The sequence below is a fragment of the Tenacibaculum skagerrakense genome (assembly GCF_004345825.1).
Classification (GTDB): Bacteria; Bacteroidota; Bacteroidia; order Flavobacteriales; family Flavobacteriaceae; genus Polaribacter; species Polaribacter skagerrakensis.
In genome coordinates, this window is sequence record NZ_SLXM01000001.1 from 813,994 (window position 1) to 839,818 (window position 25,825).

A 25,825-nucleotide genomic window follows, 5' to 3' on the forward strand; every position below is an offset into this window, starting at 1 on the left:
TTTGATGCGTTTTTAGTTGTAATTTGTAAGGATATTCCAAAATGTAAACCTAAATAATGAAGTTTCTAAATTGTATTTTACTATTATTTACTGTATTAACCGCTTCTTGTCAAAAGAAAATTAAAGACTTAGCTGTCTCTATTCGTTATAATCAAGTTGGGTATGCGGTGGGTAGACCTAAATTAATTTCTGTTGTTACTGAAAAAGAATTTGATAAAGCTAGTTATACTATAAGAGACACAAACAAAGAAATAATTATTTCAGGCGAAACAGCTAAGAGTTCTTTGTGGAAAGATTCAGGAGAATATGTTTCTATAATTGATGTTAGTTCAATAAACATTGCTGGAGAATACGAACTTTCAATAGGAGGGATTCAACAGAAAATTAAAATATTGAAAACGCCTTATAATAGTTTGTCTGAAGCTGTATTTAAGTATTACTATTTTAATAGAGTTTCAATTGATTTAAACGAGAAATATGCTGGAAAATGGAAGAGAACAGCTGGTTTGTTAGATGATAAGGTAAAAATACATAGTTCGGCTGCAACTAAAAATAGACCTGAAGGAACTATTATTTCTGGATCTAAAGGTTGGTTTGATGCTGGAGATTATAATAAATATGTTACGAATAGTGGAATAAGTATGTATACTCTATTAAGTGCATATGAAAATTATAGTGATTACTATAAGACTAACGTATTTCATATTCCAGAATCAGGAAATAATATGCCTGATATTTTGGATGAATTAATTTGGAATTTAGATTGGATGTTATCAATGCAAGACCCGTTTGATGGAGGAGTATATCATAAACTTACCGGATTGAAATTCTCTGGAGCAATCATGCCAAATGAATATAATTTAGATAGATATGTTGTTAAGAAGAGTACATCAGCAACGCTAAATTTTGCAGCTGTTGCAGCGCTAGCATCACGAATTTTCTCAAATTTTGATACAAAAAAAGAATATGCTAAGAAGCTTTTAGAAGTTTCAAAAAAAGCTTTTAAATGGGCTAAAGAACATCCTAAAGATTATTTTAGAAATCCAGAAGGAGTTAAAACAGGTCAGTATGAAGACGATGATTTGTTAGGAGAGTTTCAATGGGCGGCAGTTGAACTGTTTATAACCACAAAAAACAAAAAGTATGTAAATGATATTCAGGTAGAAGTAATTTCAAATGAAGTGCCTTGGTGGCAAGACGCAAGTGCTCTGGCTTTGTATTCTATAACTAAACATAAAAGCAAATTCAAAGAATATATTAATGTGGGTTTAGCTGAAAAGAAACTGTTAGAGAAGGCTTCGGAGTTAAGAAGTAGGATTGAGACTGAACCAATGAGAGTTGCTATGAAAGGTAAAGATTACGTTTGGGGAAGTAATGGTGTAGCAGGAAATCAATTAATGTATTTGGTAAAGGCATATGAAATTACAAATGATGAATCTTTTTTAGAAGCTGCTTTTGTTGGATTGGATTATTTTTTAGGAAGAAATGGAATAAGTATTTCTTTTATTACTGGGATAGGAGAAAAATCACCAAAGTTTCCTCATCATAGAATATCTGAAGCAGATAAAATAGAAGAACCTGTTCCAGGAATGGTGGTTGGTGGTCCGCAACCAGGACAGCAAGATAAATGTGAATATGTTAGTAAGATGCCTGCAAAATCCTATTCAGATACTTGGTGTTCTTATGCTTCTAATGAAGTAACAATCAACTGGAATGCGCCATTGGTCTATGTTGTAAACGCACTTCAATACTATCAAATAAAAAATTTTAAATAAATATTTGTTTAGATAAAAATGACTTTATAAATTTGTTGCAAATGAAAACGATACAATTAAATAACTGGTGGTGGATATCTCTTAACTTACGTTAGTGAGACCATCTTGTTATATATAAATATTAACGAAAAAGGCTTATCTCATGATAAGCCTTTTTTTATTGACCAAATTAAAATGAAACCATTACAGTTTAAAACAATTTGTAAACAAAAAATAGCAGATACAGTTACTCCGGTAGGTTTGTATTTGCGTTTAAGAGATAAGTATTCCAATACGTTACTTTTGGAAAGTTCTGATTATCATAGTAAAGAAGAGAGTTTCTCTTTTATCTGTATTGAACCAATTATTTCCTTCAAAGCAGATAAAAATGATTTTTCAGTTTCTATTAAAAACAAAGAGATTCAGCGTCAAAAGATAGACCGAAATTTTAATGAATTATATAAAGATTTCACTCAATTAATTGACCTTGATTGTGACGAGAAATTAAAATCTTTTAATGGTTTGTATGGTTACACTACTTATGATAGTGTTCAGTATTTTGAGACTATTAAATTAACTAATCCAGATGCTCCATCTGCAATTCCAATGATGCAGTACAGCTTTTACAGATTCATTATAGCTATAAATCATTTTAATGATGAAATGCAATTGATAGAAAATCTTGAAGCAGGAGAAGAGTCAAGATTAGAAGAGATTAAAACGATTATTGAAGCACAAGCATTCAACACTCAGAAGTTCGAAATTCAAGGAGAAGAAACCTCTAATGTAACTAGTGAAGAGTTTATTGAAAATGTAAAAAAAGCTAAAGCACATTGTAAAAGAGGAGATGTTTTTCAATTGGTTTTATCGCGTCAGTTTCAGCAACATTATAAAGGAGATGAGTTTAATGTATACAGAGCATTACGTTCTATAAATCCATCACCTTACTTGTTTTATTTCGATTATGGAAGTTTTAAATTAATGGGGTCTTCTCCAGAAGCTCAGATTAAAATTAATAATGGAAAAGCTATTATCAATCCAATTGCTGGAACTTTCAGAAGAACAGGAGATATGGCAGAAGATATTAAGCTAGGAAAGAAACTTTCAGAAGATAAAAAAGAAACTGCTGAGCACGTAATGTTAGTTGATTTAGCTAGAAACGACTTAAGTAAACATGCAGAAAATGTAACTGTTGAAGTGTTTAAAGAGGTGCAATATTTTAGTCATGTAATTCACTTGGTTTCTACAGTTCAAGGACAATTAAAAGGAGATCCAATTAAGATAGTTGGAGACACTTTCCCAGCAGGAACATTAAGTGGAGCACCAAAGTACAAGGCGATGCAATTAATAGATACTTATGAAAACCAATCTCGTGGTTTTTACGGTGGCGCAGTTGGAATCTTAGGATTAAACGGAGATGTAAACTTGGCTATCGGAATTCGATCTTTCGTCAGTAAAAATAATGTGTTGTATTATCAAGCAGGAGCAGGAATTGTAATTCATTCTGATGAAGAAAAAGAGTTGCAAGAAGTAAATAATAAACTAGCGGCGTTAAAGAAAGCATTGACTTTAGCGGAAAAAATATAATTATGAAAATATTAATCTTAGACAATTACGATTCGTTCACGTATAATTTGGTCCACATGGTGGAAAAAATTACCGATAAATATCCTGATGTATACAGAAATGACGAAATCTCAATTGAAGAAGTTGGAGATTATGATTTAATTATGTTATCTCCAGGTCCAGGAATTCCGGATGAAGCAGGAATCTTAAAAGAAGTGATTAAAACCTATGCAGGGAAGAAGCCAATTTTCGGAGTTTGTTTAGGCTTACAGGCTATTACAGAGGTTTTTGGAGGCACGATTATTAATATGAATGAAGTTTTTCATGGTGTAGCTACAGATATGAAAGTAACTAAGCCAGATGCTGTAATCTTTAACGGTGTTCCTGAGGTTTTTCCAGCGGCTCGTTATCATTCTTGGATTGCTTCTAATGAAGATTTACCTGCAGAGTTAGAGGTGACGGCAATTGATGAAGACGGAGGAATTATGGCTATCCGTCACAAAAAATATCAAATTAGCGCTGTGCAGTTTCATCCAGAAAGCATTTTAACAGAAGTTGGAGAGCAGTTAGTAAGGAATTTTATTAATAGTGTGAAAAAGAATTAATAATTGAGAATTATGAATTACGAATGAAATGTTTTCAAAAATAGAGATTCGTAATTAGTAATTTAAAATTCATAATTAATATGAAAGCGATTTTAAACGATTTATATCAACATAAACGGCTAACAAAAAACGAAGCAAAACAAGTTTTAATTGATATTGCTAAAGAGAATTATAATGAGGCCCATTTAGCTTCATTTTTAACGGTGTTTATGATGCGTCCAATTACGGTTGATGAACTGGCAGGTTTTAGAGAAGCATTATTAGAATTAGCAATTAAAATTGATTTATCAGAATTCAATACAATTGACATAGTTGGAACCGGAGGAGATGGAAAAGATACGTTCAATATTTCTACGTTAACGTCATTTGTGGTTGCCGGTACAGGTCAAAAAGTTGCCAAACACGGTAATTATTCTGTGTCTTCAAAATCTGGTTCTTCGGATATGTTGGAAAGTTTTGGGTATGAATTTACTAATGATGAATCTATTTTAAAATCTCAGTTAGAAAAAGCAAACATTTGTTTTTTACATGCTCCTAAATTTCATCCAGCAATGAAAGCAGTTGGACCAGTGAGGAAATCTTTACAAATGAAAACATTTTTCAATATGTTAGGACCTTTGGTAAACCCAAGTTTTGCACAAAACCAATTACTCGGTACATTTAATTTAGAGGTAGCTAGGTTATACAATTATATCTTACAAGAAGAAGGTACTAACTATGGAATTGTTCACGCTTTAGATGGTTATGATGAAATATCGTTAACAGGAGGTTTTAAATTGTTTACTAAGCAAGGCGAACAATTAATTACTCCAGAAGATCTAGGAGTACAACGAGTTGAACAATCAGATATTTATGGAGGGAATTCAGTAGAAGCTGCAGCAAAAATTTTCAAAGCAATATTAAACGGAGAAGGTACAGAAGCACAAAATAATGTTGTGCTTACAAATGCTGCCTTTGCATTAACAATTATAGACTTAAACAAGGATTTTTCTACTGCTTTTGAAGAAGCTAAAACTTCTTTATTCAGCGGAAAGGCAAAAGAGTGTTTAACTAAATTAATTATGAATTAAAAATTACAAATTGTGAAATATGAAAAAAGAAAATGTTATTCAAAAGAAAAGTTATTCGTTTGCTGTAAAAATGGTGAAATTATATCAACATTTATCAAATGAGAAAAGGGAATTTGTTTTAAGTAAACAATTATTGCGTTCTGGTACATCTATAGGAGCAAATGTTGAAGAAGCAATTGGAGGGCAAAGTAGAAAAGATTTTTATGCAAAGCTTTCAATTGCTTATAAAGAAGCGAGAGAATCTAATTATTGGATAAGGTTACTTAATGATACAAACTACTTATCAAATGAAGAAACGATTCCACTATTGAGAGATTCTGAAGAAATATTAAAAATAATTGGGAGTATACAAAAAACAATTCGTGACTCCTAGATAATTATAAATTCTCAATTACGATTTTAAGAAAGAAATAATTCGTAATTCTTAATTTAAAATTTACAATTAAGTATATGACAATTTTAGAGAAAATAATAAATTTTAAGAGGCAAGAAGTAGCTAAAATTAAAGCAGCAGTTCCTGTCAAAAAACTAGTTGAAAGTCCAAGTTTTAAACGAACACCAATTTCACTGAAAGCTTCTCTAACAGAGAAAGGTTCTACGGGTATTATTGCCGAATTTAAAAGACAATCTCCTTCAAAAGGAGTTATCAACGATCAGGTTTCTGTTACAGAAGTAACAAATGGGTATTTGGATGCAAATGTTGCAGCACAGTCTATATTGACAGATACTTCTTTCTTTGGTGGTACAATGGCAGATTTAATGGAGGCAAGAACAATTAATAATATCAAGCCAATTCTTCGTAAAGACTTTGTAGTTGATGGTTTTCAAATTGTAGAAGCGAAGGCTATTGGAGCAGATGTGATTTTACTAATCGCAGCTTGTTTAACTGCAGAAGAAATTAAGAACTATGGGCAATTAGCTAACGACCTTGGATTAGAAGTTTTATACGAGGTTCATAATCAACAAGATTTAGATAAAATTTCTGATTTAGATAATAAGATTATAGGAATCAATAATCGTGATTTAAAAACCTTTAAAGTTGATTTAGAACATTCTATCAATTTAGCAAATCAAATACCAAGTTCGGCAATCAAAGTTTCTGAAAGTGGAATTAGCAATCCAAGAATTGTCACAGGATTAAAAGAGTACGGTTTTCAAGGATTTTTAATCGGAGAAAACTTTATGAAAGAAGAAAATCCAGGAGAAGCTTGTTTAGACTTTATAAATCAAATTTGTTAATCGTCATCGCGAGGAGGAACGATGAAGCGATCTTAAAAGAGATTACTTCTTCCGAAGTTTCGGAATCGTAATGACAAAAACTAATCAAATGAAACTAAAAGTTTGTGGTATGAAATACGTAGATAATATTCGGCAAGTTGCTGAATTAAAACCTGATTATTTAGGCTTTATTTTCTACGAAAGATCTAAAAGAAACTTTGAAGGTATTATACCTGAAATTCCTAAAGGAATAAAAAAAACAGGTGTATTTGTAAATGAATATTTAGAGATTTTAGTTTCTCTTGCTGAAGAGTATAAGTTGGAAGCTATACAATTGCATGGAGACGAATCTGTAGCTTATATCAAAGAACTAAAAAGTCATCTCGAGCGCAGTCGAGAGGAAAAACGATTGCCAAAAGTTGAGATCATTAAAGTTTTTGGAATTAAAGACACTTTTGATTTTTCAATTCTTGAAGCATACGAATCAGTAGTAGATTATTTTTTATTCGATACAAAAGGAAAAGAAAGAGGAGGAAATGGAGTAGTATTTGATTGGACGGTGTTGAAAAATTATCCATCAACAAAACCATTTTTCTTAAGTGGAGGAATTGGTTTAGAAGAAGTGCCAGATGTACTGTCATTCCTGCGTAGGCAGGAATCTCAATATTGCGTAGCGCTAGACGTAAACAGCAAATTCGAAACCAAGCCCGGTTTAAAATCTATAAAAGAACTTAAAAAGTTTAAAAATGAAATATAATCCAGACAAAAACGGTTATTATGGAGAGTTTGGGGGAGCATTTATTCCAGAATTATTATATCCAAACGTAAAAGAGCTAGAAGACAATTATATTGAAATTATAGAGTCTGAATCATTTCAAAAAGAATACAAAGCTTTATTGAAAGATTATGTAGGTCGTCCTAGTCCGTTGTATTATGCAAATCGCTTATCAGAAAAATATGGAGCTCATATTTATTTAAAGCGTGAAGACTTAAATCATACAGGAGCGCACAAGGTAAACAATACAGTTGGTCAAATTTTAATAGCAAAGCGTTTAGGGAAAACTCAAATTATTGCAGAAACAGGTGCTGGCCAACATGGTGTGGCAACAGCTACGGTTTGTGCATTAATGAATGTTGAATGTATCGTTTTCATGGGAGAAAAGGACATTGAGCGTCAAGCACCTAATGTTGCACGAATGAAAATGTTAGGAGCAAAAGTAGTTCCTGCTACAAGTGGTAGTAAAACCTTAAAAGACGCAACTAATGAAGCCATTCGTTATTGGATTCAGAACCCAGAGACTTTTTATTTAATTGGTTCTGTTGTTGGTCCACATCCACATCCAGATATGGTAGCTCGTTTACAAGCAATTATTTCAGAAGAAATGAAATGGCAGTTAAAAGAAAAAACAGGAAAAGAAAATCCTGATACAATTATTGCTTGTGTTGGTGGTGGAAGTAATGCAGCCGGAGCTTTTTATCATTATTTAGAGGATGTAGAGGTAGAGTTAATTGCCGTTGAAGCTGCTGGTTTAGGAGTAAATTCTGGAGAAAGTGCTGCAACGTCTCAATTAGGAGAGGTTGGAGTAATTCATGGAAGCAAAACCATTTTAATGCAAGACGAATACGGACAAATAGCTGAACCTTATTCTATTTCAGCAGGATTAGATTATCCTGGCGTTGGACCTTTACACGCATTTTTGTTCGATTCTAAGAGAGCAAAGTTCATGAATGCAACAGATTCAGAAGCTTTACAAGCCGCTTTTGAATTAACACGATTGGAAGGAATAATTCCAGCTTTAGAATCTGCTCATGCATTTGCGGTATTACCTAAATTAGAATTACAGTCAGATCAAGTTGTGGTAATTAATTTATCGGGTAGAGGAGACAAAGATTTACAAACGTATATTAAGTATTTAGAGGAGTAAAATTTCAATGTCATTCCCGCGGCTTATTCTGAACTTGTTTCAGTAAGGCGGGAATCAAAGACAAAGAATTTAAAATAATAGCGTCATTCCGAATGAAATGAAGGAATCTGTGAGATTGCCATGTCATTTTATTCCTCGCAATGACAAAGAATAATTAAAACAATGAACTCAATTCAACAACTATTTCAAAAGAAGGATAAAAACCTTTTATCTATATTTTTTACGGCAGGATTTCCAGAGTTACATGGAACAGAAAGAATTATTTCAGAATTAGGAAGTAACGGAGTTGATTTTATCGAAGTTGGTTTACCATATTCAGATCCTTTAGCGGACGGACCAACTATTCAGCATAGTAGTTCTGTTGCATTAAAAAACGGAATGAACTTAGATGTTGTTTTCGAACAACTTCAATCTTTAAAAGATAAAAATACAACACCATTAGTGTTAATGGGATATGTAAACCAAATTATCAAATACGGAGAAGATGCTTTTTGTCAAAAAGTAATTGATTGCGGTATCGATACAGTAATTATTCCCGATTTACCAATGGTAGAATATGAAACACATTATAAAGCCTTATTCGCGAAATATGGAATTACGAATGTGTTCTTAATTACACCAAAAACTCCAGATGAACGTATTCGTAAAATAGATGAGTTAACAGAAGGTTTTATTTACATGGTAGCTTCTTCATCAATTACAGGAGCAAAAGGTGAAATTTCTGAACAGCAAATTGATTATTTCGAAAGAATTAAATCAATGAATTTAAAAAGTAAGTTAATTATTGGATTCGGAATTTCTGATAATACAACTTTTACAAAAGCTTGTGAATATGGAAATGGAGCTATTATAGGATCTGCTTTTATTAAAAGTTTAGATAAAGATGGTGTGGAGGGAACTGCAGGTTTTGTAAAAAGTATAAAAGGAGAATAATTCTAAGAATTTTATAAAGAAAGCCTCACTAATTTGATCCTAGTGAGGCTTTTGTATTTTATTTGTCAAGATTGATTTCCCTACACTTTTTCTACGAATTGCTGTAAAATGCTTTTGAAGGTCTCAATCGGTTGTGCACCAGTAACTCCTTCCTTTCTATTAAAAACAATTGTTGGAACAGATCTAACTCCAAGATTTTGCCAATGTTGCTTATTGCTTTGAACTTCATAACGAGCTTCATCATCTTGTAATTTTGCTAAAGCTTCATCTGTGTTTAAACCAACAGCTACTAAAGCTTCTCTTAAAACTTCTTCTTTAGAAACATCTTTTCGCTCACTAAAATAAGCTGTAGTTAATCGCATTTTTAATTCAGTCTGTTTGCCAAATTTTTTAGCATACTCTAGTAAAACATGAGCATCAAAAGTGTTTACAATTCGCATACCTTCATAAAAGTCAAATGTAAAATCAACATTAGCTCCAGCTTCAACCAATCGCTGTCTAGAAGCTTCATGTTGTTCTTTTGTAGAGCCATATTTCTGAGTTATATGTTCTGTTAAATCCTGACCTTCTTCTGGCATATGCGGGTTTAACTCAAAAGGTTGCCATTCAATTTCTACTTGATCGGCTATATTTAATTCATCAATTGCTTTTTGTAAGTGCTTGTAGCCAACATTACACCACGGACAAACAACATCTGAAACGATATCTATTTTTAATGTATCTTTCATCTATATTTTAAATGATATTAATTCTTTCTATTGGTAGTTTTATTTCGTTCAATCTTACAAAAATTTTAACTAGATTTTATAAAAAGGTACTGTTAGTTTATAGTCAATTCTATGACAAAAGAAAAAACTATAAGTACTTTTGCTTGAATTTAATCTAATTACGATTTGAAAAAACACCTTACATTATCCAATTTACTATTTGCAATAGCAATTTTTTTGTTGTTGTATAAACCAAGTAGAATTTGGTTTATACGTCAGATTTCTTTTAGCCCATCTATTGAAAAAGTAGAAACAAGTGCTCGTGTTTTTGATTACAATTGGAAATTGAACGGCTTAAATACGGATGATATTAATTTTGACGAATTTAAAGGTAAGGTAGTGTTTCTTAATTTCTGGGCAACTTGGTGTCCTCCGTGTGTTGCGGAATTACCCTCAATACAAGCATTTTATTCGAAGTATAAAGACAAAGTTGCCTTTGTTTTTATTACAGATGAAAGCGCGGAAGATGTACTTGCGTTCTTCAAAAGGAAAGGTTATGAATTTCCAGTGTATCAAACCATTGGAAATTATTTAAATGAATTACCTTTAATTACTTCAATACCAAGAACTTTTGTGTTTGATAAATTAGGGAATATTAGAGTGGATAAATCTGGGGCAGCCGATTGGAATGCCACAAGCTTTTTAACTTCTATAGACCAAATGTTAGATGAAGAGTAGGTTTATTACTACTTTTGCAGCATGGAGCCAATTGTAGAAAAAGACCTATTACAAAAATTAAAATCAAATTTTGGTTACGATAGCTTTCGATTAGAACAGCAAAAAATCATTGAAAATGTTTTAGCAAAGAAAGATACGTTGGTTATTATGCCAACCGGTGGAGGAAAGTCTATTTGTTTTCAATTACCTGCACTTTTTTTTGAAGGAATTACCTTAGTGATATCTCCTTTAATTGCTTTAATGAAAGATCAAGTTGATAGTTTAAAAGCGAATGGAATTTCTGCGACGTATTTTAATAGTAGTCAAACAGAAGAAGAACAGCAACATGTTTTTGATGTGATAGTTAATAAGGAAGTAAGGTTGGTATATGTAGCTCCTGAAAGTCTACAATTATTGCAAAATATTCTTCATCAAAATTATATCAGTTGTATTGCAATTGATGAAGCGCATTGTATTTCTTCTTGGGGACATGATTTTAGACCGTCCTATAAACAATTAGCATTTTTAAAAAAGTCATTACCTGATGTTCCAGTAATAGCATTAACAGCAACAGCAGATAAAGCTACACAAGAAGATATTTTAGAACAGTTGGCTATTCCAAATGCTACACGTTTCATAAGTTCATTCAATCGAGAAAATATAGCTTTAGAGGTTCGTCCTGCAAATGATAGAGTACAACAAATTACTAAGTTCATCAATAGACGTCCTAATGAGTCTGGAATTATTTATTGTTTAAGTAGAAAAGCTACTGAGCAATTAGCCGCTAAATTATCACAAAGCGGTATTGATGCACGACCTTATCACGCTGGGTTATCTTTTGAAGAAAGAGCAGAAACTCAAGAAAGTTTTATAAAAGATGATGTTCAAATTATTTGTGCAACAATAGCATTCGGGATGGGAATTGATAAATCCAATGTGCGTTGGATAATTCATTATAACATGCCCAAAAACATTGAAGGATATTATCAAGAAATTGGTCGTGCAGGAAGAGACGGGCTTCCATCTCATGCATTATTGTTTCATAGTTATGCAGATGTAATTCAGTTACGACAATTCATTGCCAATACAGCAAATCAAGAGGTGCAAGAAGCCAAATTAGAGAGAATGAAGCAGTTTTCGGAAGCGACTGTTTGTAGAAGGAAAATTTTGCTAAGTTACTTCGGAGAGTTAATTGAAGAGAATTGTGGAAACTGCGATGTGTGTAAAAATCCGCCACAATTTTTTGATGGAACCGTTATTGCGCAAAAAGCACTTTCTGCAATTTATCGTTTGCAAGGTAAAGAAGCTATGGGAACTGTGATAGATGTTTTAAGAGGTGCTCAAAATGCTGCTATTCTGGATAAAAATTATCAGCTATTAAAAACATACGGCGTTGGTAAAGAAATCTCTTGGAGAGATTGGCAACATTATCTTATTCAATTGGTTAATCAAGGATTTTGTCAAATTGCCTTTCATTTAAATAACACACTTCAATTAACCGAATTTTCAGAAAAAGTATTATTTAATGGAGAAAAAGTTGAGTTAACTACTCCTATAGAGATTTCAAAAGAAAGTCCGAAGCAAGAAAAAGTATCTAAGAAAAAAACTAGTACTAGTAATACGCTTTTTGAACGCTTACGAAAATTGCGTTATCGTATTGCCGAAGAAGAAAATATTGCGGCTTATTTAATTTTTAGTGATGCTACTTTGCGTGAATTGGAAATTCAGAGACCTCAAACAGATGAAGAATTCTTAGCGATAAGTGGTGTAGGACAAAGAAAACTTGAGGTATATGGAGGAGAGTTTATGGAAGAAATCAAAACCTTTATTAAAGAAAAGAAAAAAGGTAAAAAAGACACCACTTTAGAAACCTATAAACTATATCAGGAAGGACTTTCTGTTGAAGATATTGCGATTCAAAGAGGACTAAAAGAGCAAACCATTTTTTCACACTTAGCTAAATTATATTTAGAAGGAAAGGATATTAGTTTAGATAAATTTATAGATGCTAATACGTTGAAATTAATTCAAAGTGCTAAAAAAGTGTTAGGTAATGAAACTGCCTTAAAGCCGTATTTTGAGTTTTTAAAAGAAGAGGTTTCATATGAACAAATCAGAATTGGATTAACCATTCTTCAGAAAAAAACCTTGTAAATAGAAAAAATCGTCATCTGAAGTCAATTAAGAAAAGATGACGATTGATTTTTCTATTATGTTGTTTGTAAACTTTCTATTTCGTTAATAATATCATTTAATTTAGAAAGTAAGGTTCCGTATAAAAGTTGTGTAGAAATTTTAAAAGCTACCATCGAAATAATTGATACAATTAACGCTACTGAACCTCCAATTCCTATTATTTCTAATAACGTAGTGTCCTCTGAAATATACTTAGATAAAAAGCTGTTTTCTTTAACAAAAAAGGCTAAAACAAAAATTGAAAGTACTAACAAAGGAAGTATAAAAATAAACATTCGTTTAGTTGCTTTCGCTACAGAATTCATAATAGCTCTGTAATTCTTTAAATACGTTAGGTTGTCAGATTTTACATCTAAAGTGTCAAACCTGCTTAATAATTTTGTGTTGAAATAGTAAAGCGATAAAATTAATAAGGTACCGTATAAGCCAATAATGGTTTCTGAAAGTAAAATTCCGCCTATGGCAACAATACCAGCTATAGGAAGTAATCCCTTATTATCAAATTCATAGGTACGCTGAATCTTATGAATTATTGATTTTGATTTTTGATTATATAAATCGTTTATTTTTGGAACCAACATAGATTGCTCATTTATAAACGCCTCATTCCATATTTTTTCAATTGATTTTTCCATCTAATAGTTCTTTTAATTGTTTTTTAATTCGGTTTATTCTAACTGCAATATTGTTAGCGCTAGTTCCAATAATGGCAGCAATTTCTTTGTGCGGATTTTCTTCTAAATGCAATAAAATAATAGCTCTGTCAACCTCTGATAGTTTTTTAATAGCATCATAGAGTAAATTCAAATCTTCATTTTCAAATGCATTATTAGTTACAGAAGCTTCATTATGCATGGTAGTATAGTTTTTTCGCTGACTTTTCTTAGAAAGTGTTAAACATACATTTAGCGTAACTCGATATATCCAAGTAGACCATTTCGATTTTTCTTGAAAGGCAGTTCTACTTTTCCATATTTGTAAACAAGCTTCTTGATAATAATCTTCAAAATCCTCTTGAGAATCTGTATAAGCTCTACAGATCTTAATGATAATTCCTGCATGAGGAAGAATTGAAGAAGTATAAAAATCGGTACTCAAAATTTAATATTTACTTAGTTAGTAAATCGAGAAATTAAAATATTACAAGAAAATATAAAATAGAAGTAAAAAAGATTGTTTTAATAATTGTTAATATTCTTACCTTGAAGTTTTAAAGCAGAAATAAGCAAACCAGTTTGTACTGATTTTTCAATAGTAAATTCATGTATAAAACCATATAAGAAGCCAGACCAAAAAGCATCTCCAGCACCTGTTGCATCTTTAATGTTAGGTATTTTTATGGATGGAAAAGCATAGGTTTTTTTATTGCGTTCCGATATAACTACACCTTCTTTTCCTTTAGTTAAACAAATAAGATCTACATTTTGATTATGAAAAAAAGCAAACATTTCATTCTCAGACATAGTACTACCAAAAATACGATGCATATCATCTAGACTTATTTTAATTAGTGGATTGTACTTACAATATTTCATAATAACCTTAAGAGCATCATCTCTATTAGTCCATATTTTAGAGGAGAAATTTAAGTCGATACTTGTTTTACTGCCATTTTTATAAGCTAATTCCGCATATTTTAATATCGTAGTTTGCGCTGGGTCTCTACTTAACGCAAAACATGTTGTGTGAAAAATTTTCGATCTTAATATTGTGTGTTCTTTAATTTGTGATTCATAAATATAATAATCTGCATTACGATAGGGAATAAAATCAGGAGTTTCAGTTGTTTTGGAAACCAATATAATTGAAGTTGCCATATTATCTATCAGCTTTACACAACTTATATCTATTTGATTTTTGATTAGTTCTTCGTGTATATAGTTACCTAAATTATCTTCACCCACGGAAGATGCAAGTGCCACCTTTAATTTTAATTTACTACAGTTTAAGGCTACATTGGTTGGTGAGCCTCCTAAATGACGCTCAAATTTATTTGTATTTTTAATAGAGTCTTTAGCCTCAATTCCAATTAGGTCAACAATAGTTTCTCCTACACAAAATATATCAATATCTTTTATAACCATTAGACTAATAATTTTTTACCATTTAAAAATTGAGTTGCAATTATTTCACCAGCGGCGCTCCATGTACAATTTGGTACACCATTAGGAACTCCTGTTTTCGAATTGAAATTTTCATAAAAAGAATAGTTTTCAATTTTATTTAGTTTTCTAATATATTTTAGTACATCATTAGCAGCTGTTTTATCTATACTAGAGATGGCCGCCGCATAAAAACCATTAACAACTTGCCAGGTTCCTCCGTTATGAAATTCATGAGGTGAGTTTCGGAACTCATATTTACAATTATCTACGAGTAAATTCCAATTGGGAGATTCTTCTTCAATAGGCTCCCAGAAGGCGGGAATTAACTGTAATGTCAAAAGTTTTCTTAATTGCTCAGAGTATTTAAATACCTGAAAATTAAACTCTGAATCAATATCTAGTAAAATAGCCAAAGAATTGGCAAAACCATCATACATAATTTGATAACCAGATGGAGTAATTGATGCAGCCCAATACTTTAAATGTGGTAGTTTTTTATAGGCGTTCGGATGATAAACTTCTCCGGAAGAGTTGTGTTTTCGATAATTGAGTTTAATTTTTTTCTCTATAAGATGAATTTTCTTTGTTATATCTTCAGAAGGAATGATTTTATTGAAAGCTCTCAAAGCCCATAGTCTTAATAGTTGGTCATATAGAATATGTCCTTCGGTAATGTACTCGTCTGCCCAATTACCAGAGCGAGGAACATAAACTAAATCATTATTGTTAAACTCCCAGCATTCTAATAAATCCAGTCCCTTTTCTATTGAAGAAATCATTCTTTTTAGAAACTTATGATCATTGGTAAAGTGTACATAATTGCATATGCCTATGATAAACCAAGGTATTGTATCGACTCTACCTGCTAAACCACCAAAGCTCACTTCTGTTTTATCTTGATTAAAATAAACATTAGAAGGAATGTTTCCATGTTTATGTTGATTTTCAGCAAGAGTTTCTAATGTGTTTTTGAAGATTTCTGTAAGTTGTGAATCACCATCTAATAGAGCTGCTAATCCACAAATAACACCATCTCTAGCCCAAACTCGATTATAATTTGTTATCTGCTTAGCACTGGCTAGAAATCCATTTTGGGAACTAGCTATTAATAATAGTTCTTTAGCTTTAATGTAATTGCTATTCATTTACTATAGTTCTTTCTTTAATAAATAATGTGAAAACACCTCCTATAATCAAAAATAACCCTGCTAGCTTAATTACGTTTACTGGGTTTTTTCCTAATAAATCATAAACAAATGTTTGCATAGAAATAATTTGAATAATCATTGGGATAACAATGAACATGTTAAAAATTCCCATATAAACTCCAGTTTTATGCTTTGGAACAGAGCCTGCTAATAATTGATATGGCATTGCCAGCATAGATGCCCATGCAATTCCTAGTCCAACAGTGTATAAGTATAATTGAGAAATTTCAATAGAGTTTTCTCCAAATGGATTTGGTATTGAAAATAAAATAGAAGAGTTGCTTAAATATGGAATACTAAAAACAGCAATTCCTCCAAGGAGTAAACTTATAAAATGAACTCCTTTTGCTCCTATTTTTTTAGCTAAAGGAACTAAAGCTAAAGCAACAATAAAGCATACAATGTTATAAGAACCGTTGTACTGACCCGTTAGTAATTGAGAGGTTTTGAAACCATTCGATTCCACATCTAAAGTATCAAAAAGCGATAAAGATAAGGCAGATGTTAAATACTGCCAGTAACAAAACATTGCATACCAAGTGAAAAATTTTACAGGAATAAGTTGTTTCATAGCTAAAGGCATCTCTTTAAAAGCTACATATATGTCTTTTATTGTTCTCGAAAGGATATTTCCTTCTTTTTTTTGTAATGCTATTATGGCTAATTCTTCCTCAGATGGAGGATATTCTTTTGTGGTAAATACAGAAATGAGTATTGAAAAAATTGATGCAAAAGCGCCAATGAAAAAAGCCCAATAGGTAGAAACAGGAATACCATTTTCCATGGTATCTGTTAAAGCAAAGAAGCCTAAAGCTATTAAAATAGCGGGTGTGAAATTTGCTAAGGTAATCCCAAGTCCGGTAAAAAAGCTTTGCATTAAAAAACCTAAGGAATGCTGGCTTTTATCTAATTTATCCGACACAAAGGCTCTGTAAGGTTCCATTGCTATATTATTTGCAGCGTCTAAAATCCAAAGTAAACTTGCTGCCATCCACACAGTTTTTGAATAAGGCATCAACAGTAATGCAACACTTGCTAATATGGCACCAATCAAGAAAAATGGTTTTCGTCTTCCAAATTTTGGAGACCAAGTACCGTCACTTATCGCACCAATTATTGGTTGAACGATTAAACCGGTTACAGGTCCAGCCAACCACAAAATAGGAATCTCTTCTTCTACAGCTCCGAGATACTTATATATCGAACTCATGTTACTTTGCTGTAGTCCAAAACTGAACTGAATTCCGAAGAAACCGAAATTCATAGTCCAGATTTGCCAAAAGTTTAATATTTTCTTTTTTTGCGCCATAATATTTACAATCAAATGATTTAGTTGAAAAAACGGATTGTCTTTTTAGACAAACCGTTTTTAAGGTTCAATGAAAAACAAACTATATAATTATATTATAAATTATACCTTACACCTAAAGAAAAAGATTGTCCAGGTAAAGGTCTTGCTCTTACGAAATTTACAGCATTATCTGTAATGCTTCCTTCCTCAGATTCTGTAATACCTAAAGAGTCAAAGATATTATTGGCTGATAGGTTAAATGATAAGTTTTTAGTGACTCCAACATTGAAAAATCCATTTACAATTACAAAACCTGGCATTACTAATTGATTTGAATCCTGAGCAAAAGCTTTAGTTTGTCCAATAAAACTTAAACCAAAAGCATGATTTTTATTTTTTCCGAAGTTATAGGTAGGGATTAAATTATAGATAAGATCTGGTTGACGTCTTGGAGTGTTTCCTTCATTGGCTCCAGAAGTTACCTCAGCACTTGTGTAGGTAACGGCTCCTCTTAAATCAAAGTTATTGATAGAGTAAAATCCTTCCAATTCAATACCTAAAGAACGATAATCATTTTCGATTACAGAGTTCGTAGTTGCTTCAAATCCTCCTTCCTCTGTAGTAGAAGAATAGAATGCAGTAGCATAAAAAGCACCAGCATCAAATTTTCTTTTGTATCCAACTTCAAATTGATCTATAAAATCTAATGCGTTTACGTTGTCGCTTGTAAAATCTTGATCTCCAGAGAAGAATATTCTATCCGCTTTAGCGGAAGCACCATGGCTAAATCTTCCGAAGATAGAAGTCTTATTATTAAGCTTATAATTTAAACCTAGTGTGTAAGAAGCATAATCATAATCATAATCCACTGGAGTTGCATTAGCATTGTCAATAGCAGAAACATCAGATTCAGGCACTGAAATATTTCCGTCATTATTCATGTCTCTTACTGTTTGAACCGTCGCGGCAATTGATCCATCAACTTTTCCAATATCATATCTCAAACCTCCATCAAAAGTTAAATTCTCATTGGCTTTAATTGTTACATTCATGTATGGAGCAGAGGTATTATATTGTGTATTATAATTTCTATTACAACAATTCCCCCAAAATGGAACACCATAAGCGTAAAGACCATTGTCACTTTGTAATTGTCCCGTGTTGTCACTAACGTTAATTAGACGAGCGTTATCGTCGGAAACTTCTTGGAGATAAGAATTCCAATGCCATGACGTAGCTACATTTTGAATTGCTTTAAAATATCCTACAGTAAGATCAATTCCATCAAAATCCTTACTAAGTCTAAAATCGTTTATGAAATTGTTCATGTTATTTAGTTCAGTATCGAACATATGAATTCTGTTTACAAGTGTATTGGCACTTACAGGAGAATCATCATTTGCATACGTTAATGTACTACCAGCACCAAAAGAATCAGCAATAGTTGAAGCAGTTGCTACTTGAGCAGGAAATGGCGCAATAAAACGACCGCTATTTGCCGAGTAACGTCCATTGTTTCTTAGCTTTAATCCATCTGCAATTTCAAATTCAATATCCAGTCCGATTGATTGAGTTTTTACATGCATCCCATCCGATACATCAGCTCTTCTTATGTTTCCATTACCATCTAAAACAGTGTTTTGTGATAAATACGCCGAATGTAATGCTCCAGATGTAGCATCAAAACCAGGAGCGCTTTCCCAAGTAGGGTCAGAATTTGTTCCTGTTACCTGAATTGGAATGGGCATATAGGCAACCGCACGATCATTAAGAAGTTTGGTGTATAATCTAATCTTACCTTTTTCGAATTCACGAGTTAAGTTAAATTTAAATTGACCTCCATTATTGGCTGTAAAGCCAGTTTCTCTAATTCCTTCACCAACTCTATAAAAACCACCTGCATGGAAATACAAGTTATTACTGATTTTGCCACCATAATCTAAATCTGTTCTAAAAGAATCATAATTTAAACCAAAAGATGTAGCCACAGAGCCTTGATTGTATTTTCCTGTTTTACTTATTAAATTTATAATACCTCCAGGAGAGTTTGATGATAATGTAGATGCAGAACCACCTCTAATAGCTTCGATACTTTTAATATTTGAGTCAAAACGAGTAAACATATCTGGTGTTGCAAATGCAATATCTCCGAATAAAAGCACAGGTAAACCGTCTTCTTGTAGTTGTACGTATTTTGACCCTCCAGCTGAGATAGGTACACCACGAACAGCAATATTGGAATTACCGTCTCCACCAGAAGATTCTGAACGAATACCAGGTATTGTTCTAAAAATTTCAGCTGTTGTTCTTGGTGCAGATTGATTTATTACATTTGGTTTTAATGTGGTTATCGAAATACTTGATTCAATTTTAGATTTTGGATTTGTAACTCCAGTTATAATTACATCATCTAACGTAACTGAATCTTCAATCAGCTGAATATCAATATTTAACTCAGGACCGCTTAATACTACACTTTTTGTAAAAGACGCGTATCCTACAAAAGAAGCAACTAAAGTATAAGTTCCTTCAGATAGATTTAATATTTCGAAATATCCATCAAAATTTGTTTCACTCCCTGTTAATGTTCCTTTTATTACAACATTTACACCAGGAAGAGGTTGTCCTGAAGTATCTTTAACTGTACCTTTTATTTTCGATTGAGAGTAAGCAATTGAAGACAAAAAGATACAAGTAAAAAAGATTGTATTAGTAAAAAAATTTCTCATTGTAAATTATTTGAATTATTAAAATAAAAATTTGTTGTTTGGTTTTTTAAAGATATTTCAAAATAAAAGTTGAATTTTAGTTTTTTTTAATCAAAAACGTTTTCGAAATTACCGAAAACGTTTTCGATTTTCTTTTGATTCATCTGAATAAATAAAATTATTATATTGATTCTTAATATGAAACAAGTAACATTAAAGCAAATAGCTGAGATTCTTAATATAAGTGTAGCAACAGTTTCTAAGGCATTAAAAGATTATTATGATGTAAGCCCTAAGACAAAAAAAAGAGTTAAAGAATTGGCAGAAAAATTAAACTATACTCCTAATAGTTTAGCTGTTAATTTTCGAACGAATGAAACAAAAACAATTGGCTTAATAATTCCAGAGTTAGTTCATCATTTCTTTTCGAATGTTATTAAAGGTATTACTGCCGAGGCAGAGAAGGAAAATTATTATGTCGTAATTGTCCACTCCAATGAATCTTATGAGTTAGAAAAGAAACAGTTACAATTACTTGCAAGCAAGAGGGTAGATGGAATTCTAATTGCGCTGTCAAATAAAACGTTCAGATTTGATCATATTGAAAAGGTTATTAATAGTGGTACACCAGTCGTTCTATTTGATAAAATAGCTAAAGGATTAGACTGCTCAAAAGTTTTGATTGATGATAAACGAGCTGCTTATAATGCTACACAATATTTAATAAATATCGGATGTAAGAAAATCGCCCATATTAGAGGGCCGCTTATTCCTCAAAACTCAATTGATCGTTTTTTAGGTTATAAAAAAGCACTGGAGGATCATGATATTGAATACCAAAGTTCATTAATATATACTTGTAATGAAGTTACTTTTGATGAAGGATATAATTTTGCTGAACAAATTTTGAATGAGCATCCTGATGTTGATGGAATTTTTGTAATCACAGATTTGGTTGCAACAGGAGTTATAACAAAATATAATGAACTAGGTATAGATGTTCCACAACAAATATCAATTGTTGGATTCAGTAATTGGTTTATGTCAAGAGCTATTTCACCCTCATTGACAACTATTGATCAACCAGGTTTTGAAATGGGAGTAAAAGCGATGGCTCAATTAATTAAGGAAATAAAAAGTACTAAAGACAATATTCCATTTAAACATGAAACTATAAATTTACCTACATCTTTAATAGTGAGAGACTCAACAAAGTAATATTTTATTTTCAATAATTTTAGAAAGTTTAGAATTTAGTTTTATATTTGTCACATGAAGTTAGAAGACGCAAAAATAAAATACATTCATACTTGGGGTAGTTTAGCTACTAGCTGGGGAATTAACAAAACAATGGCACAAGTACATGCTTTGTTATTAGCTTCGACAAAACCTTTGTCTGCGGATGAAATTATGGAAGCGTTAAAAATTTCAAGAGGTAATGTGAACATGAATGTTCGTGCTTTAATTGATTGGGGAATTGTTCGCAAGGAATTGGTAGTAGGCGAGCGAAAAGAGTTTTTTGTGGCTGATAAAGATATTTGGGAACTTTTTAAACAAGTAACCAAAGAACGTAAAAAAAGAGAGATAGAGCCAGTTCTGAAAATTTTAGATGAATTGAAGAGTGGAGTAGACGAAGACTCAGAGGAAGCAGAAACTTTTAAAAAGTTAATGAATGATTTATCATCGGTAACAAATACGGTAAATGGAATTTTAGATAAAGCGATCAAAGCTGATGAACATTGGCTATTATCTAACTTTACTAAAATGATTAAAAAGTAAAAAAATTTAAACACAAACTTTCAATAAATTCTGAAACTATGAAATATATAATTATTTTAAGATATATAAATCGAGCTTTTTTTGCGCTCACTTTGTGTCTATATGTTACAATAATATTAGGACTATATGCTCAAGTAGTATTAGGGGCATATCAATTATTAGTTGGATTAATACTACTGTTTTTTTTGAAAAAATTATCTATAAAACCTAAAAAAGGAATCTTAATTTATTGGTTTGTTGTTTCTATCTATTTCGTCATTACTTACACTTTAAATAAAGTAACAAAAGATTTTCCAGTAATAAACTTTATGATAATTCCAATGCTGATTGCTAGTTACTTTACTTATATACTGGAAACTATGAAATTAAAGAGATAAACTATGAAAACATTGAATAACCACACCATATTGTACGATGAAGATTGTCCTTTATGCAATGCCTATACAAGTACTTTTATTAATACTAAAATGCTTGATGAAGAAGGAAGAAAGCCTTACTGTAAAATTTCTAATCACGAACGAGAGTTTGTTGATATTGAAAGAGCTGCAAATGAGATAGCTTTAGTTGATAATGAAAATAAAGAAGTGATTTATGGTATTGATAGTCTGCTTAAGATTATTGGATTTTCATTTCCTTTAATTGAAAAAATTGGAAATTTTGCTCCTGTTAATTTTCTATTGAGGAAGTTATATTCTTTCATTTCATACAATAGGAAAGTCATTATGCCTTCTGAGAAAAAAGAAGATCTTAATCTGGAGTGTTCTCCGAGTTTCAACTTTAAATATCGCTTACTCTACATTGTATTAGGTCTTTTAATTACAGTGGTAACACTTTTTAAATTCTCTGAATTGATTGAAATTTTACCAGTATCAAGTTATCAAAGAGAAGTTTTTTTAGCAGTAGGAATGGTTGTTTCTCAGCTGTTATTTATCATCAAGAAAGATTATCAAACTCAAATCAATTATATAGGGAATATCATTACAGTTTCATTATTTGGATGTATTGGATTATTTCAATTGATGCTGTTACGTAGTGTATTTCCGATACCGCAATCAGTTATTTTAGTTGGATTTACCGGAACAGTTGCATTAATGTTTTTTGAGCATAAGAGACGAATTCAACTCTTAGAATTACCAACGTATTTGAGTTGGACATGGATAGGTTATCGAATACTTGTTTTGTTATTAATTCTAAACTTTTAAAAAATGAATTTTGCTACATATCTAACCTATATTTTATTATCCGCAGTCACAATTGTTTATGTTGGAAATGCCTGCTATCAAAATGGAAAAATTTATATAGCGAACTTCTTCCCAAATGATGTGAATTTTGCAACAGGAATTAATAAAATTCTTAGATCAGCATATTACTTAATGAATCTTGGTATTGTTATTTTCACTTTAAACTCTATCGATAATATTAAATCATTCCTTGAATTAATTGAAGAAATTACTAATAGACTTAGTTTTATTCTATTGTTAATTGGATGCTTACATGGAATTAATTTATTCACAATTTATATATCACACACGTATTTTAAAAACAAATAATTATGGAAACAACTTTAGTACTCATAGCTTACGCAATTTATTTACCCGTAAGTATCGGATTAACAACTTTTGTGTCTCAGCATTTATTTAAGAACAGTAAAATTTTTATGCTAGATATTTTTAATCAAAAACAAGAAATAGCATTTGCAACTAACAAACTATTTAAAATAGGATTTTATCTTCTGAATATAGGTTTTGCATTAAGAATTATTAAAATTTATAACCTAGCGAATTATAAAAGTTTAGTAGAAGTTTTAAGTGCAAAAGTAGGAGGCTTTTCTATTTATTTAGGAATAGTAATGATTCTTTTTATCATTTTCTTTTTAAAAGGAAGAAAAGCAAGTAAAGAAGCCAATCTAAGAAGTCAAAATTAAACTTATAAAAATGAAAATAGTAATCGCTGGAGGGACTGGATATTTGGGAAAGTTGCTTACCGAATTTTATACAAAAGAAAAAGAAAATCAGATTTACATTTTAACAAGAAATCAAAAGTTGAATTATAAGAATGTAAACTATATATACTGGGATGGTAAAACAAAAGGATATTGGACGCAGTACCTTGAAGGAACAGATATTTTAATCAATTTAACTGGGAAATCAGTTAACTGTAGGTACACACAGAAAAATAAAAAAGAAATCTATGAAAGTAGATTACAAAGTACCGCAGTTTTATGTGAGGTTGTTCAGAATTTAAAAGTTCCACCTAACGTATTTATCCAGTCATCTTCAGCGACTATTTACGAACATTCAGAAGATACATTTATGACCGAGAAAGATGGTGAAATAGGCATCGATTTTTCTATGGATGTTTGCAAAAAATGGGAACAGCTATTCAATAGTTTTAAATTCGAAAATACACGAAAGATTATTACAAGAACTTCTATAGTTTTAGGAAATAGAGGAGGAGCTTATCCTCTAATGAAAAAAATGACACAATTTGGTTTTGGAGGAAAACAAGGTAACGGGAAACAGTTTATTAGCTGGATTTCTGAGCAAGATTATGTAAATGCAATTCATTATTTAATCGATAAACCATCTGGAGTTTATAACATATGTGTACCAAATCCGATAAGAAATTATAGTTTTCAAAAAGAATTAAGAAAAAAGTTACGAATAAAAGTAGGGATTAACGCTCCAAAACTGTTATTAAATATAGGAGCTAAGATTATCGGAACGGAAACAGAATTGTTATTGAAAAGTAGAAAAGTTTATCCCCAAAATCTTCTTGATTTAGGTTTCGAGTTTGGTGCTGCAAAGTTTAATGAATTAAAAATTTAGCGTATGCCAACAATTATTTTATTTACAAAAATTAAAGCAAAAAAAGAATTAGTATTCAACTTATCTAGAAGTATTGATTTACACAAAATTTCTACTAAAAAAACAGATGAAGAAGCTATTGCAGGAAGGCAATCTGGTTTAATTGAATTGGATGAAACTGTAACATGGAGAGCAAAACATTTAGGGGTATATCAAAACTTTACTTCCAAAGTAACAGGATGCCGTCCATCAGAGTATTTTGCTGATAAAATGGTTTCTGGAGCTTTTAAAAGTTTTAAACACGAACATTACTTTTCTCAAGAGAATAATACAACAACATTAGTAGACGTAATGGAGTTTGTATCTCCCTTAGGGTTTCTAGGAAAATTCTTCGATTTTATTTTCTTAAAAAGATATATGAAGCAGTTTTTAGTAGAAAGAAATAACACCATCAAGTTATATGCCGAGTCTGATAGATGGAAAGAGATAATTTAAAATTCATGTTAGTTACTACAGGAAGATTATTGTAGTTCTAAATAGTTAGTTTAGTTAAAAAGGAAAAGGCTGTTTGTAAAAACAGCCTTTTTAAATTTTTCTTAGTTGGTTTAGGTTACTAGAAAGTTCTAATTTCGATAACTCCATTAGCACCTCTCGATCCATATTTAGAAGCATCTGGTCCTTTTAAAACAACTACTGATTTTATTGTTGTAGGAACAATATTATCTAAATCTTCTTGCTCAACAGGAGTATTGTTAAGCATAAATAAAGGAGTAGTACTTCCATTTACACTATTATAACCTCTAATGTTAATAGAATTATCCATAGTTACATTAACACCAGGAACTTGTCCTCTTAAGTAATCATAAAAGTTTCGAAACTGTATAGCACCAACATTTTTTGAAGCAGGACTTCTGTTAATACCCAAATCATTACTGTTTCCAATAACAATATCTACTTTAGAGCTTCCGTCGTAAACAACCTTGCTAATTCCTACTTTAGGAGAAAAAGCACTAATTTCTTTTGGAGTTTTGTCAAACTTAGCTTTAAAAACACCTTTTGAGTTTGTCCATCTTTTTAGGCGAACGTTGTCAAATAAAATTACGGCACCAGGTACAGGATTATCTTTTGAATCTTTTACCGTAATGGTAACCTTATTTTGCTTTTGAGCATGTAAGCTGGTTTTAGTATTTAATAAAAAAATACTTAATAAAAATAAAATGTAAATCTTCTTCATAA

The 25,825-nt window shown here is 31.3% G+C and carries 26 protein-coding genes; 18 read left to right on the forward strand and 8 right to left on the reverse strand.

From position 1 onward, the window contains the following. The first annotated feature begins 56 nt into the window (after window positions 1–56). The 9 genes from EV195_RS03785 to trpA all read left to right on the forward strand — a co-directional run bounded on the left by EV195_RS03785 (window position 57) and on the right by trpA (window position 9,071). The gene (locus EV195_RS03785; protein WP_132793102.1) at window positions 57–1,775 is read left to right on the forward strand and encodes a glycoside hydrolase family 9 protein; all 1,719 of its coding nucleotides are present in this window, start codon (window positions 57–59) and stop codon (window positions 1,773–1,775) included. Between the two features lie 174 nt (window positions 1,776–1,949). Further along, the gene (locus EV195_RS03790; RefSeq protein WP_132793103.1) at window positions 1,950–3,341 is read left to right on the forward strand and encodes an anthranilate synthase component I family protein; all 1,392 of its coding nucleotides are present in this window, start codon (window positions 1,950–1,952) and stop codon (window positions 3,339–3,341) included. A gap of 2 nt (window positions 3,342–3,343) precedes the next feature. Then, complete coding sequence (locus EV195_RS03795) at window positions 3,344–3,925, forward strand: anthranilate synthase component II (RefSeq protein ID WP_132793105.1); 582 nt, start codon at window positions 3,344–3,346, stop codon at window positions 3,923–3,925. An 80-nt stretch (window positions 3,926–4,005) separates the two neighbouring features. Further along, the gene (gene trpD / locus EV195_RS03800) at window positions 4,006–4,995 is read left to right on the forward strand and encodes an anthranilate phosphoribosyltransferase (RefSeq protein ID WP_132793107.1); all 990 of its coding nucleotides are present in this window, start codon (window positions 4,006–4,008) and stop codon (window positions 4,993–4,995) included. A 19-nt stretch (window positions 4,996–5,014) separates the two neighbouring features. Then, entirely contained in the window at window positions 5,015–5,368 is a 354-nt protein-coding gene (locus tag EV195_RS03805) for a four helix bundle protein (protein ID WP_132793109.1), read from the forward strand. A 77-nt stretch (window positions 5,369–5,445) separates the two neighbouring features. Further along, window positions 5,446–6,234 (forward strand): indole-3-glycerol phosphate synthase TrpC, encoded by a 789-nt coding sequence (trpC, locus tag EV195_RS03810; RefSeq protein ID WP_132793111.1) that lies wholly within the window; start codon window positions 5,446–5,448, stop codon window positions 6,232–6,234. An 88-nt stretch (window positions 6,235–6,322) separates the two neighbouring features. Further along, window positions 6,323–6,970: a phosphoribosylanthranilate isomerase gene (locus EV195_RS03815; protein ID WP_243693059.1), complete on the forward strand. Its 648-nt coding sequence runs from the start codon at window positions 6,323–6,325 to the stop codon at window positions 6,968–6,970. Next, window positions 6,960–8,138 carry a tryptophan synthase subunit beta gene (gene trpB, locus EV195_RS03820; protein WP_132793113.1) on the forward strand — a complete coding sequence of 393 codons (1,179 nt, stop codon included), beginning with the start codon at window positions 6,960–6,962 and terminating at the stop codon, window positions 8,136–8,138. The genes EV195_RS03815 and trpB overlap by 11 nt, the downstream gene beginning before the upstream one ends. A 162-nt stretch (window positions 8,139–8,300) precedes the next feature. After that, window positions 8,301–9,071, forward strand: a complete 771-nt coding sequence (gene trpA / locus EV195_RS03825) for a tryptophan synthase subunit alpha (RefSeq protein ID WP_132793115.1) — start codon at window positions 8,301–8,303, stop codon at window positions 9,069–9,071. Window positions 9,072–9,151: 80 nt separating this feature from the next. On the opposite strand, the gene EV195_RS03830 is transcribed toward trpA, so the two are convergent. Beyond that, window positions 9,152–9,799, reverse strand: a complete 648-nt coding sequence (locus tag EV195_RS03830; protein ID WP_132793117.1) for a DsbA family oxidoreductase — start codon at window positions 9,797–9,799, stop codon at window positions 9,152–9,154. 165 nt (window positions 9,800–9,964) lie between these two features. On the opposite strand from EV195_RS03830, the gene EV195_RS03835 reads away from it, so the two are divergent. Next, the gene (locus EV195_RS03835; protein WP_132793119.1) at window positions 9,965–10,516 is read left to right on the forward strand and encodes a TlpA family protein disulfide reductase; all 552 of its coding nucleotides are present in this window, start codon (window positions 9,965–9,967) and stop codon (window positions 10,514–10,516) included. 21 nt (window positions 10,517–10,537) lie between these two features. Further along, window positions 10,538–12,649: a DNA helicase RecQ gene (recQ, locus tag EV195_RS03840; protein ID WP_132793121.1), complete on the forward strand. Its 2,112-nt coding sequence runs from the start codon at window positions 10,538–10,540 to the stop codon at window positions 12,647–12,649. Window positions 12,650–12,705: 56 nt separating this feature from the next. Here recQ and EV195_RS03845 read toward each other — a convergent pair whose 3' ends face one another. The 6 genes from EV195_RS03845 to EV195_RS03870 form a co-directional block, all read right to left on the reverse strand. Beyond that, window positions 12,706–13,326, reverse strand: a complete 621-nt coding sequence (locus tag EV195_RS03845) for a hypothetical protein (protein WP_132793123.1) — start codon at window positions 13,324–13,326, stop codon at window positions 12,706–12,708. Next, complete coding sequence (locus tag EV195_RS03850) at window positions 13,310–13,789, reverse strand: RNA polymerase sigma factor (RefSeq protein ID WP_132793125.1); 480 nt, start codon at window positions 13,787–13,789, stop codon at window positions 13,310–13,312. The genes EV195_RS03845 and EV195_RS03850 overlap by 17 nt, the downstream gene beginning before the upstream one ends. 80 nt (window positions 13,790–13,869) lie before the next feature. After that, window positions 13,870–14,775, reverse strand: coding sequence for a carbohydrate kinase family protein (locus EV195_RS03855; protein ID WP_132793127.1), 906 nt, complete (start codon window positions 14,773–14,775; stop codon window positions 13,870–13,872). Continuing rightward, entirely contained in the window at window positions 14,775–15,941 is a 1,167-nt protein-coding gene (locus EV195_RS03860; RefSeq protein WP_132793129.1) for a glycoside hydrolase 100 family protein, read from the reverse strand. The genes EV195_RS03855 and EV195_RS03860 overlap by 1 nt, the downstream gene beginning before the upstream one ends. After that, on the reverse strand, window positions 15,934–17,268 hold the full coding sequence (locus tag EV195_RS03865) for an MFS transporter (protein WP_243693060.1): 1,335 nt from the start codon (window positions 17,266–17,268) through the stop codon (window positions 15,934–15,936). Before EV195_RS03865 ends, EV195_RS03860 begins: the two co-directional genes overlap by 8 nt. Before the next feature lie 140 nt (window positions 17,269–17,408). After that, window positions 17,409–20,024, reverse strand: coding sequence for a TonB-dependent receptor (locus EV195_RS03870; RefSeq protein WP_132793133.1), 2,616 nt, complete (start codon window positions 20,022–20,024; stop codon window positions 17,409–17,411). A 177-nt stretch (window positions 20,025–20,201) separates the two neighbouring features. Between EV195_RS03870 and EV195_RS03875 the strand changes: the two genes are divergently transcribed. The 7 genes from EV195_RS03875 (at window position 20,202) to EV195_RS03905 (ending at window position 25,084) form a co-directional block, all read left to right on the forward strand. Beyond that, window positions 20,202–21,221 (forward strand): LacI family DNA-binding transcriptional regulator, encoded by a 1,020-nt coding sequence (locus EV195_RS03875; protein WP_132793135.1) that lies wholly within the window; start codon window positions 20,202–20,204, stop codon window positions 21,219–21,221. Between the two features lie 54 nt (window positions 21,222–21,275). Beyond that, window positions 21,276–21,782 carry a GbsR/MarR family transcriptional regulator gene (locus EV195_RS03880; protein ID WP_132793137.1) on the forward strand — a complete coding sequence of 169 codons (507 nt, stop codon included), beginning with the start codon at window positions 21,276–21,278 and terminating at the stop codon, window positions 21,780–21,782. Between the two features lie 380 nt (window positions 21,783–22,162). Beyond that, window positions 22,163–22,984, forward strand: coding sequence for a DCC1-like thiol-disulfide oxidoreductase family protein (locus tag EV195_RS03885; protein WP_132793139.1), 822 nt, complete (start codon window positions 22,163–22,165; stop codon window positions 22,982–22,984). Window positions 22,985–22,987: 3 nt separating this feature from the next. Next, complete coding sequence (locus tag EV195_RS03890; protein WP_132793141.1) at window positions 22,988–23,332, forward strand: hypothetical protein; 345 nt, start codon at window positions 22,988–22,990, stop codon at window positions 23,330–23,332. A gap of 2 nt (window positions 23,333–23,334) precedes the next feature. Then, window positions 23,335–23,706 carry a hypothetical protein gene (locus EV195_RS03895; RefSeq protein WP_132793143.1) on the forward strand — a complete coding sequence of 124 codons (372 nt, stop codon included), beginning with the start codon at window positions 23,335–23,337 and terminating at the stop codon, window positions 23,704–23,706. Window positions 23,707–23,716: 10 nt separating this feature from the next. Then, window positions 23,717–24,610: a TIGR01777 family oxidoreductase gene (locus tag EV195_RS03900; protein ID WP_132793145.1), complete on the forward strand. Its 894-nt coding sequence runs from the start codon at window positions 23,717–23,719 to the stop codon at window positions 24,608–24,610. 3 nt (window positions 24,611–24,613) lie between these two features. Further along, a complete protein-coding gene (locus EV195_RS03905) occupies window positions 24,614–25,084 on the forward strand; it encodes an SRPBCC family protein (RefSeq protein WP_132793147.1) in 471 nt (156 codons plus the stop codon). 118 nt (window positions 25,085–25,202) lie between these two features. Here the strand turns inward: EV195_RS03905 and EV195_RS03910 are convergent, their stop codons facing one another. Then, complete coding sequence (locus tag EV195_RS03910) at window positions 25,203–25,823, reverse strand: TonB-dependent receptor plug domain-containing protein (protein ID WP_132793149.1); 621 nt, start codon at window positions 25,821–25,823, stop codon at window positions 25,203–25,205. Window positions 25,824–25,825: the final 2 nt, after the last annotated feature.

What these genes read in the sequence shown, in the direction of transcription:
- EV195_RS03785 (WP_132793102.1), top strand. Translation starts at nt 57, where the DNA reads ATGAAGTTTCTAAATTGTATTTTACTATTATTTACTGTATTAACCGCT.
- EV195_RS03790 (WP_132793103.1), top strand. Translation starts at nt 1,950, where the DNA reads ATGAAACCATTACAGTTTAAAACAATTTGTAAACAAAAAATAGCAGAT.
- EV195_RS03795 (WP_132793105.1), top strand. Translation starts at nt 3,344, where the DNA reads ATGAAAATATTAATCTTAGACAATTACGATTCGTTCACGTATAATTTG.
- trpD (WP_132793107.1), top strand. Translation starts at nt 4,006, where the DNA reads ATGAAAGCGATTTTAAACGATTTATATCAACATAAACGGCTAACAAAA.
- EV195_RS03805 (WP_132793109.1), top strand. Translation starts at nt 5,015, where the DNA reads ATGAAAAAAGAAAATGTTATTCAAAAGAAAAGTTATTCGTTTGCTGTA.
- trpC (WP_132793111.1), top strand. Translation starts at nt 5,446, where the DNA reads ATGACAATTTTAGAGAAAATAATAAATTTTAAGAGGCAAGAAGTAGCT.
- EV195_RS03815 (WP_243693059.1), top strand. Translation starts at nt 6,323, where the DNA reads ATGAAACTAAAAGTTTGTGGTATGAAATACGTAGATAATATTCGGCAA.
- trpB (WP_132793113.1), top strand. Translation starts at nt 6,960, where the DNA reads ATGAAATATAATCCAGACAAAAACGGTTATTATGGAGAGTTTGGGGGA.
- trpA (WP_132793115.1), top strand. Translation starts at nt 8,301, where the DNA reads ATGAACTCAATTCAACAACTATTTCAAAAGAAGGATAAAAACCTTTTA.
- EV195_RS03830 (WP_132793117.1), bottom strand. Translation starts at nt 9,799, where the DNA reads ATGAAAGATACATTAAAAATAGATATCGTTTCAGATGTTGTTTGTCCG.
- recQ (WP_132793121.1), top strand. Translation starts at nt 10,538, where the DNA reads ATGGAGCCAATTGTAGAAAAAGACCTATTACAAAAATTAAAATCAAAT.
- EV195_RS03845 (WP_132793123.1), bottom strand. Translation starts at nt 13,326, where the DNA reads ATGGAAAAATCAATTGAAAAAATATGGAATGAGGCGTTTATAAATGAG.
- EV195_RS03855 (WP_132793127.1), bottom strand. Translation starts at nt 14,775, where the DNA reads ATGGTTATAAAAGATATTGATATATTTTGTGTAGGAGAAACTATTGTT.
- EV195_RS03860 (WP_132793129.1), bottom strand. Translation starts at nt 15,941, where the DNA reads ATGAATAGCAATTACATTAAAGCTAAAGAACTATTATTAATAGCTAGT.
- EV195_RS03865 (WP_243693060.1), bottom strand. Translation starts at nt 17,268, where the DNA reads ATGAATTTCGGTTTCTTCGGAATTCAGTTCAGTTTTGGACTACAGCAA.
- EV195_RS03870 (WP_132793133.1), bottom strand. Translation starts at nt 20,024, where the DNA reads ATGAGAAATTTTTTTACTAATACAATCTTTTTTACTTGTATCTTTTTG.
- EV195_RS03875 (WP_132793135.1), top strand. Translation starts at nt 20,202, where the DNA reads ATGAAACAAGTAACATTAAAGCAAATAGCTGAGATTCTTAATATAAGT.
- EV195_RS03880 (WP_132793137.1), top strand. Translation starts at nt 21,276, where the DNA reads ATGAAGTTAGAAGACGCAAAAATAAAATACATTCATACTTGGGGTAGT.
- EV195_RS03885 (WP_132793139.1), top strand. Translation starts at nt 22,163, where the DNA reads ATGAAAACATTGAATAACCACACCATATTGTACGATGAAGATTGTCCT.
- EV195_RS03890 (WP_132793141.1), top strand. Translation starts at nt 22,988, where the DNA reads ATGAATTTTGCTACATATCTAACCTATATTTTATTATCCGCAGTCACA.
- EV195_RS03895 (WP_132793143.1), top strand. Translation starts at nt 23,335, where the DNA reads ATGGAAACAACTTTAGTACTCATAGCTTACGCAATTTATTTACCCGTA.
- EV195_RS03900 (WP_132793145.1), top strand. Translation starts at nt 23,717, where the DNA reads ATGAAAATAGTAATCGCTGGAGGGACTGGATATTTGGGAAAGTTGCTT.
- EV195_RS03905 (WP_132793147.1), top strand. Translation starts at nt 24,614, where the DNA reads ATGCCAACAATTATTTTATTTACAAAAATTAAAGCAAAAAAAGAATTA.
- EV195_RS03910 (WP_132793149.1), bottom strand. Translation starts at nt 25,823, where the DNA reads ATGAAGAAGATTTACATTTTATTTTTATTAAGTATTTTTTTATTAAAT.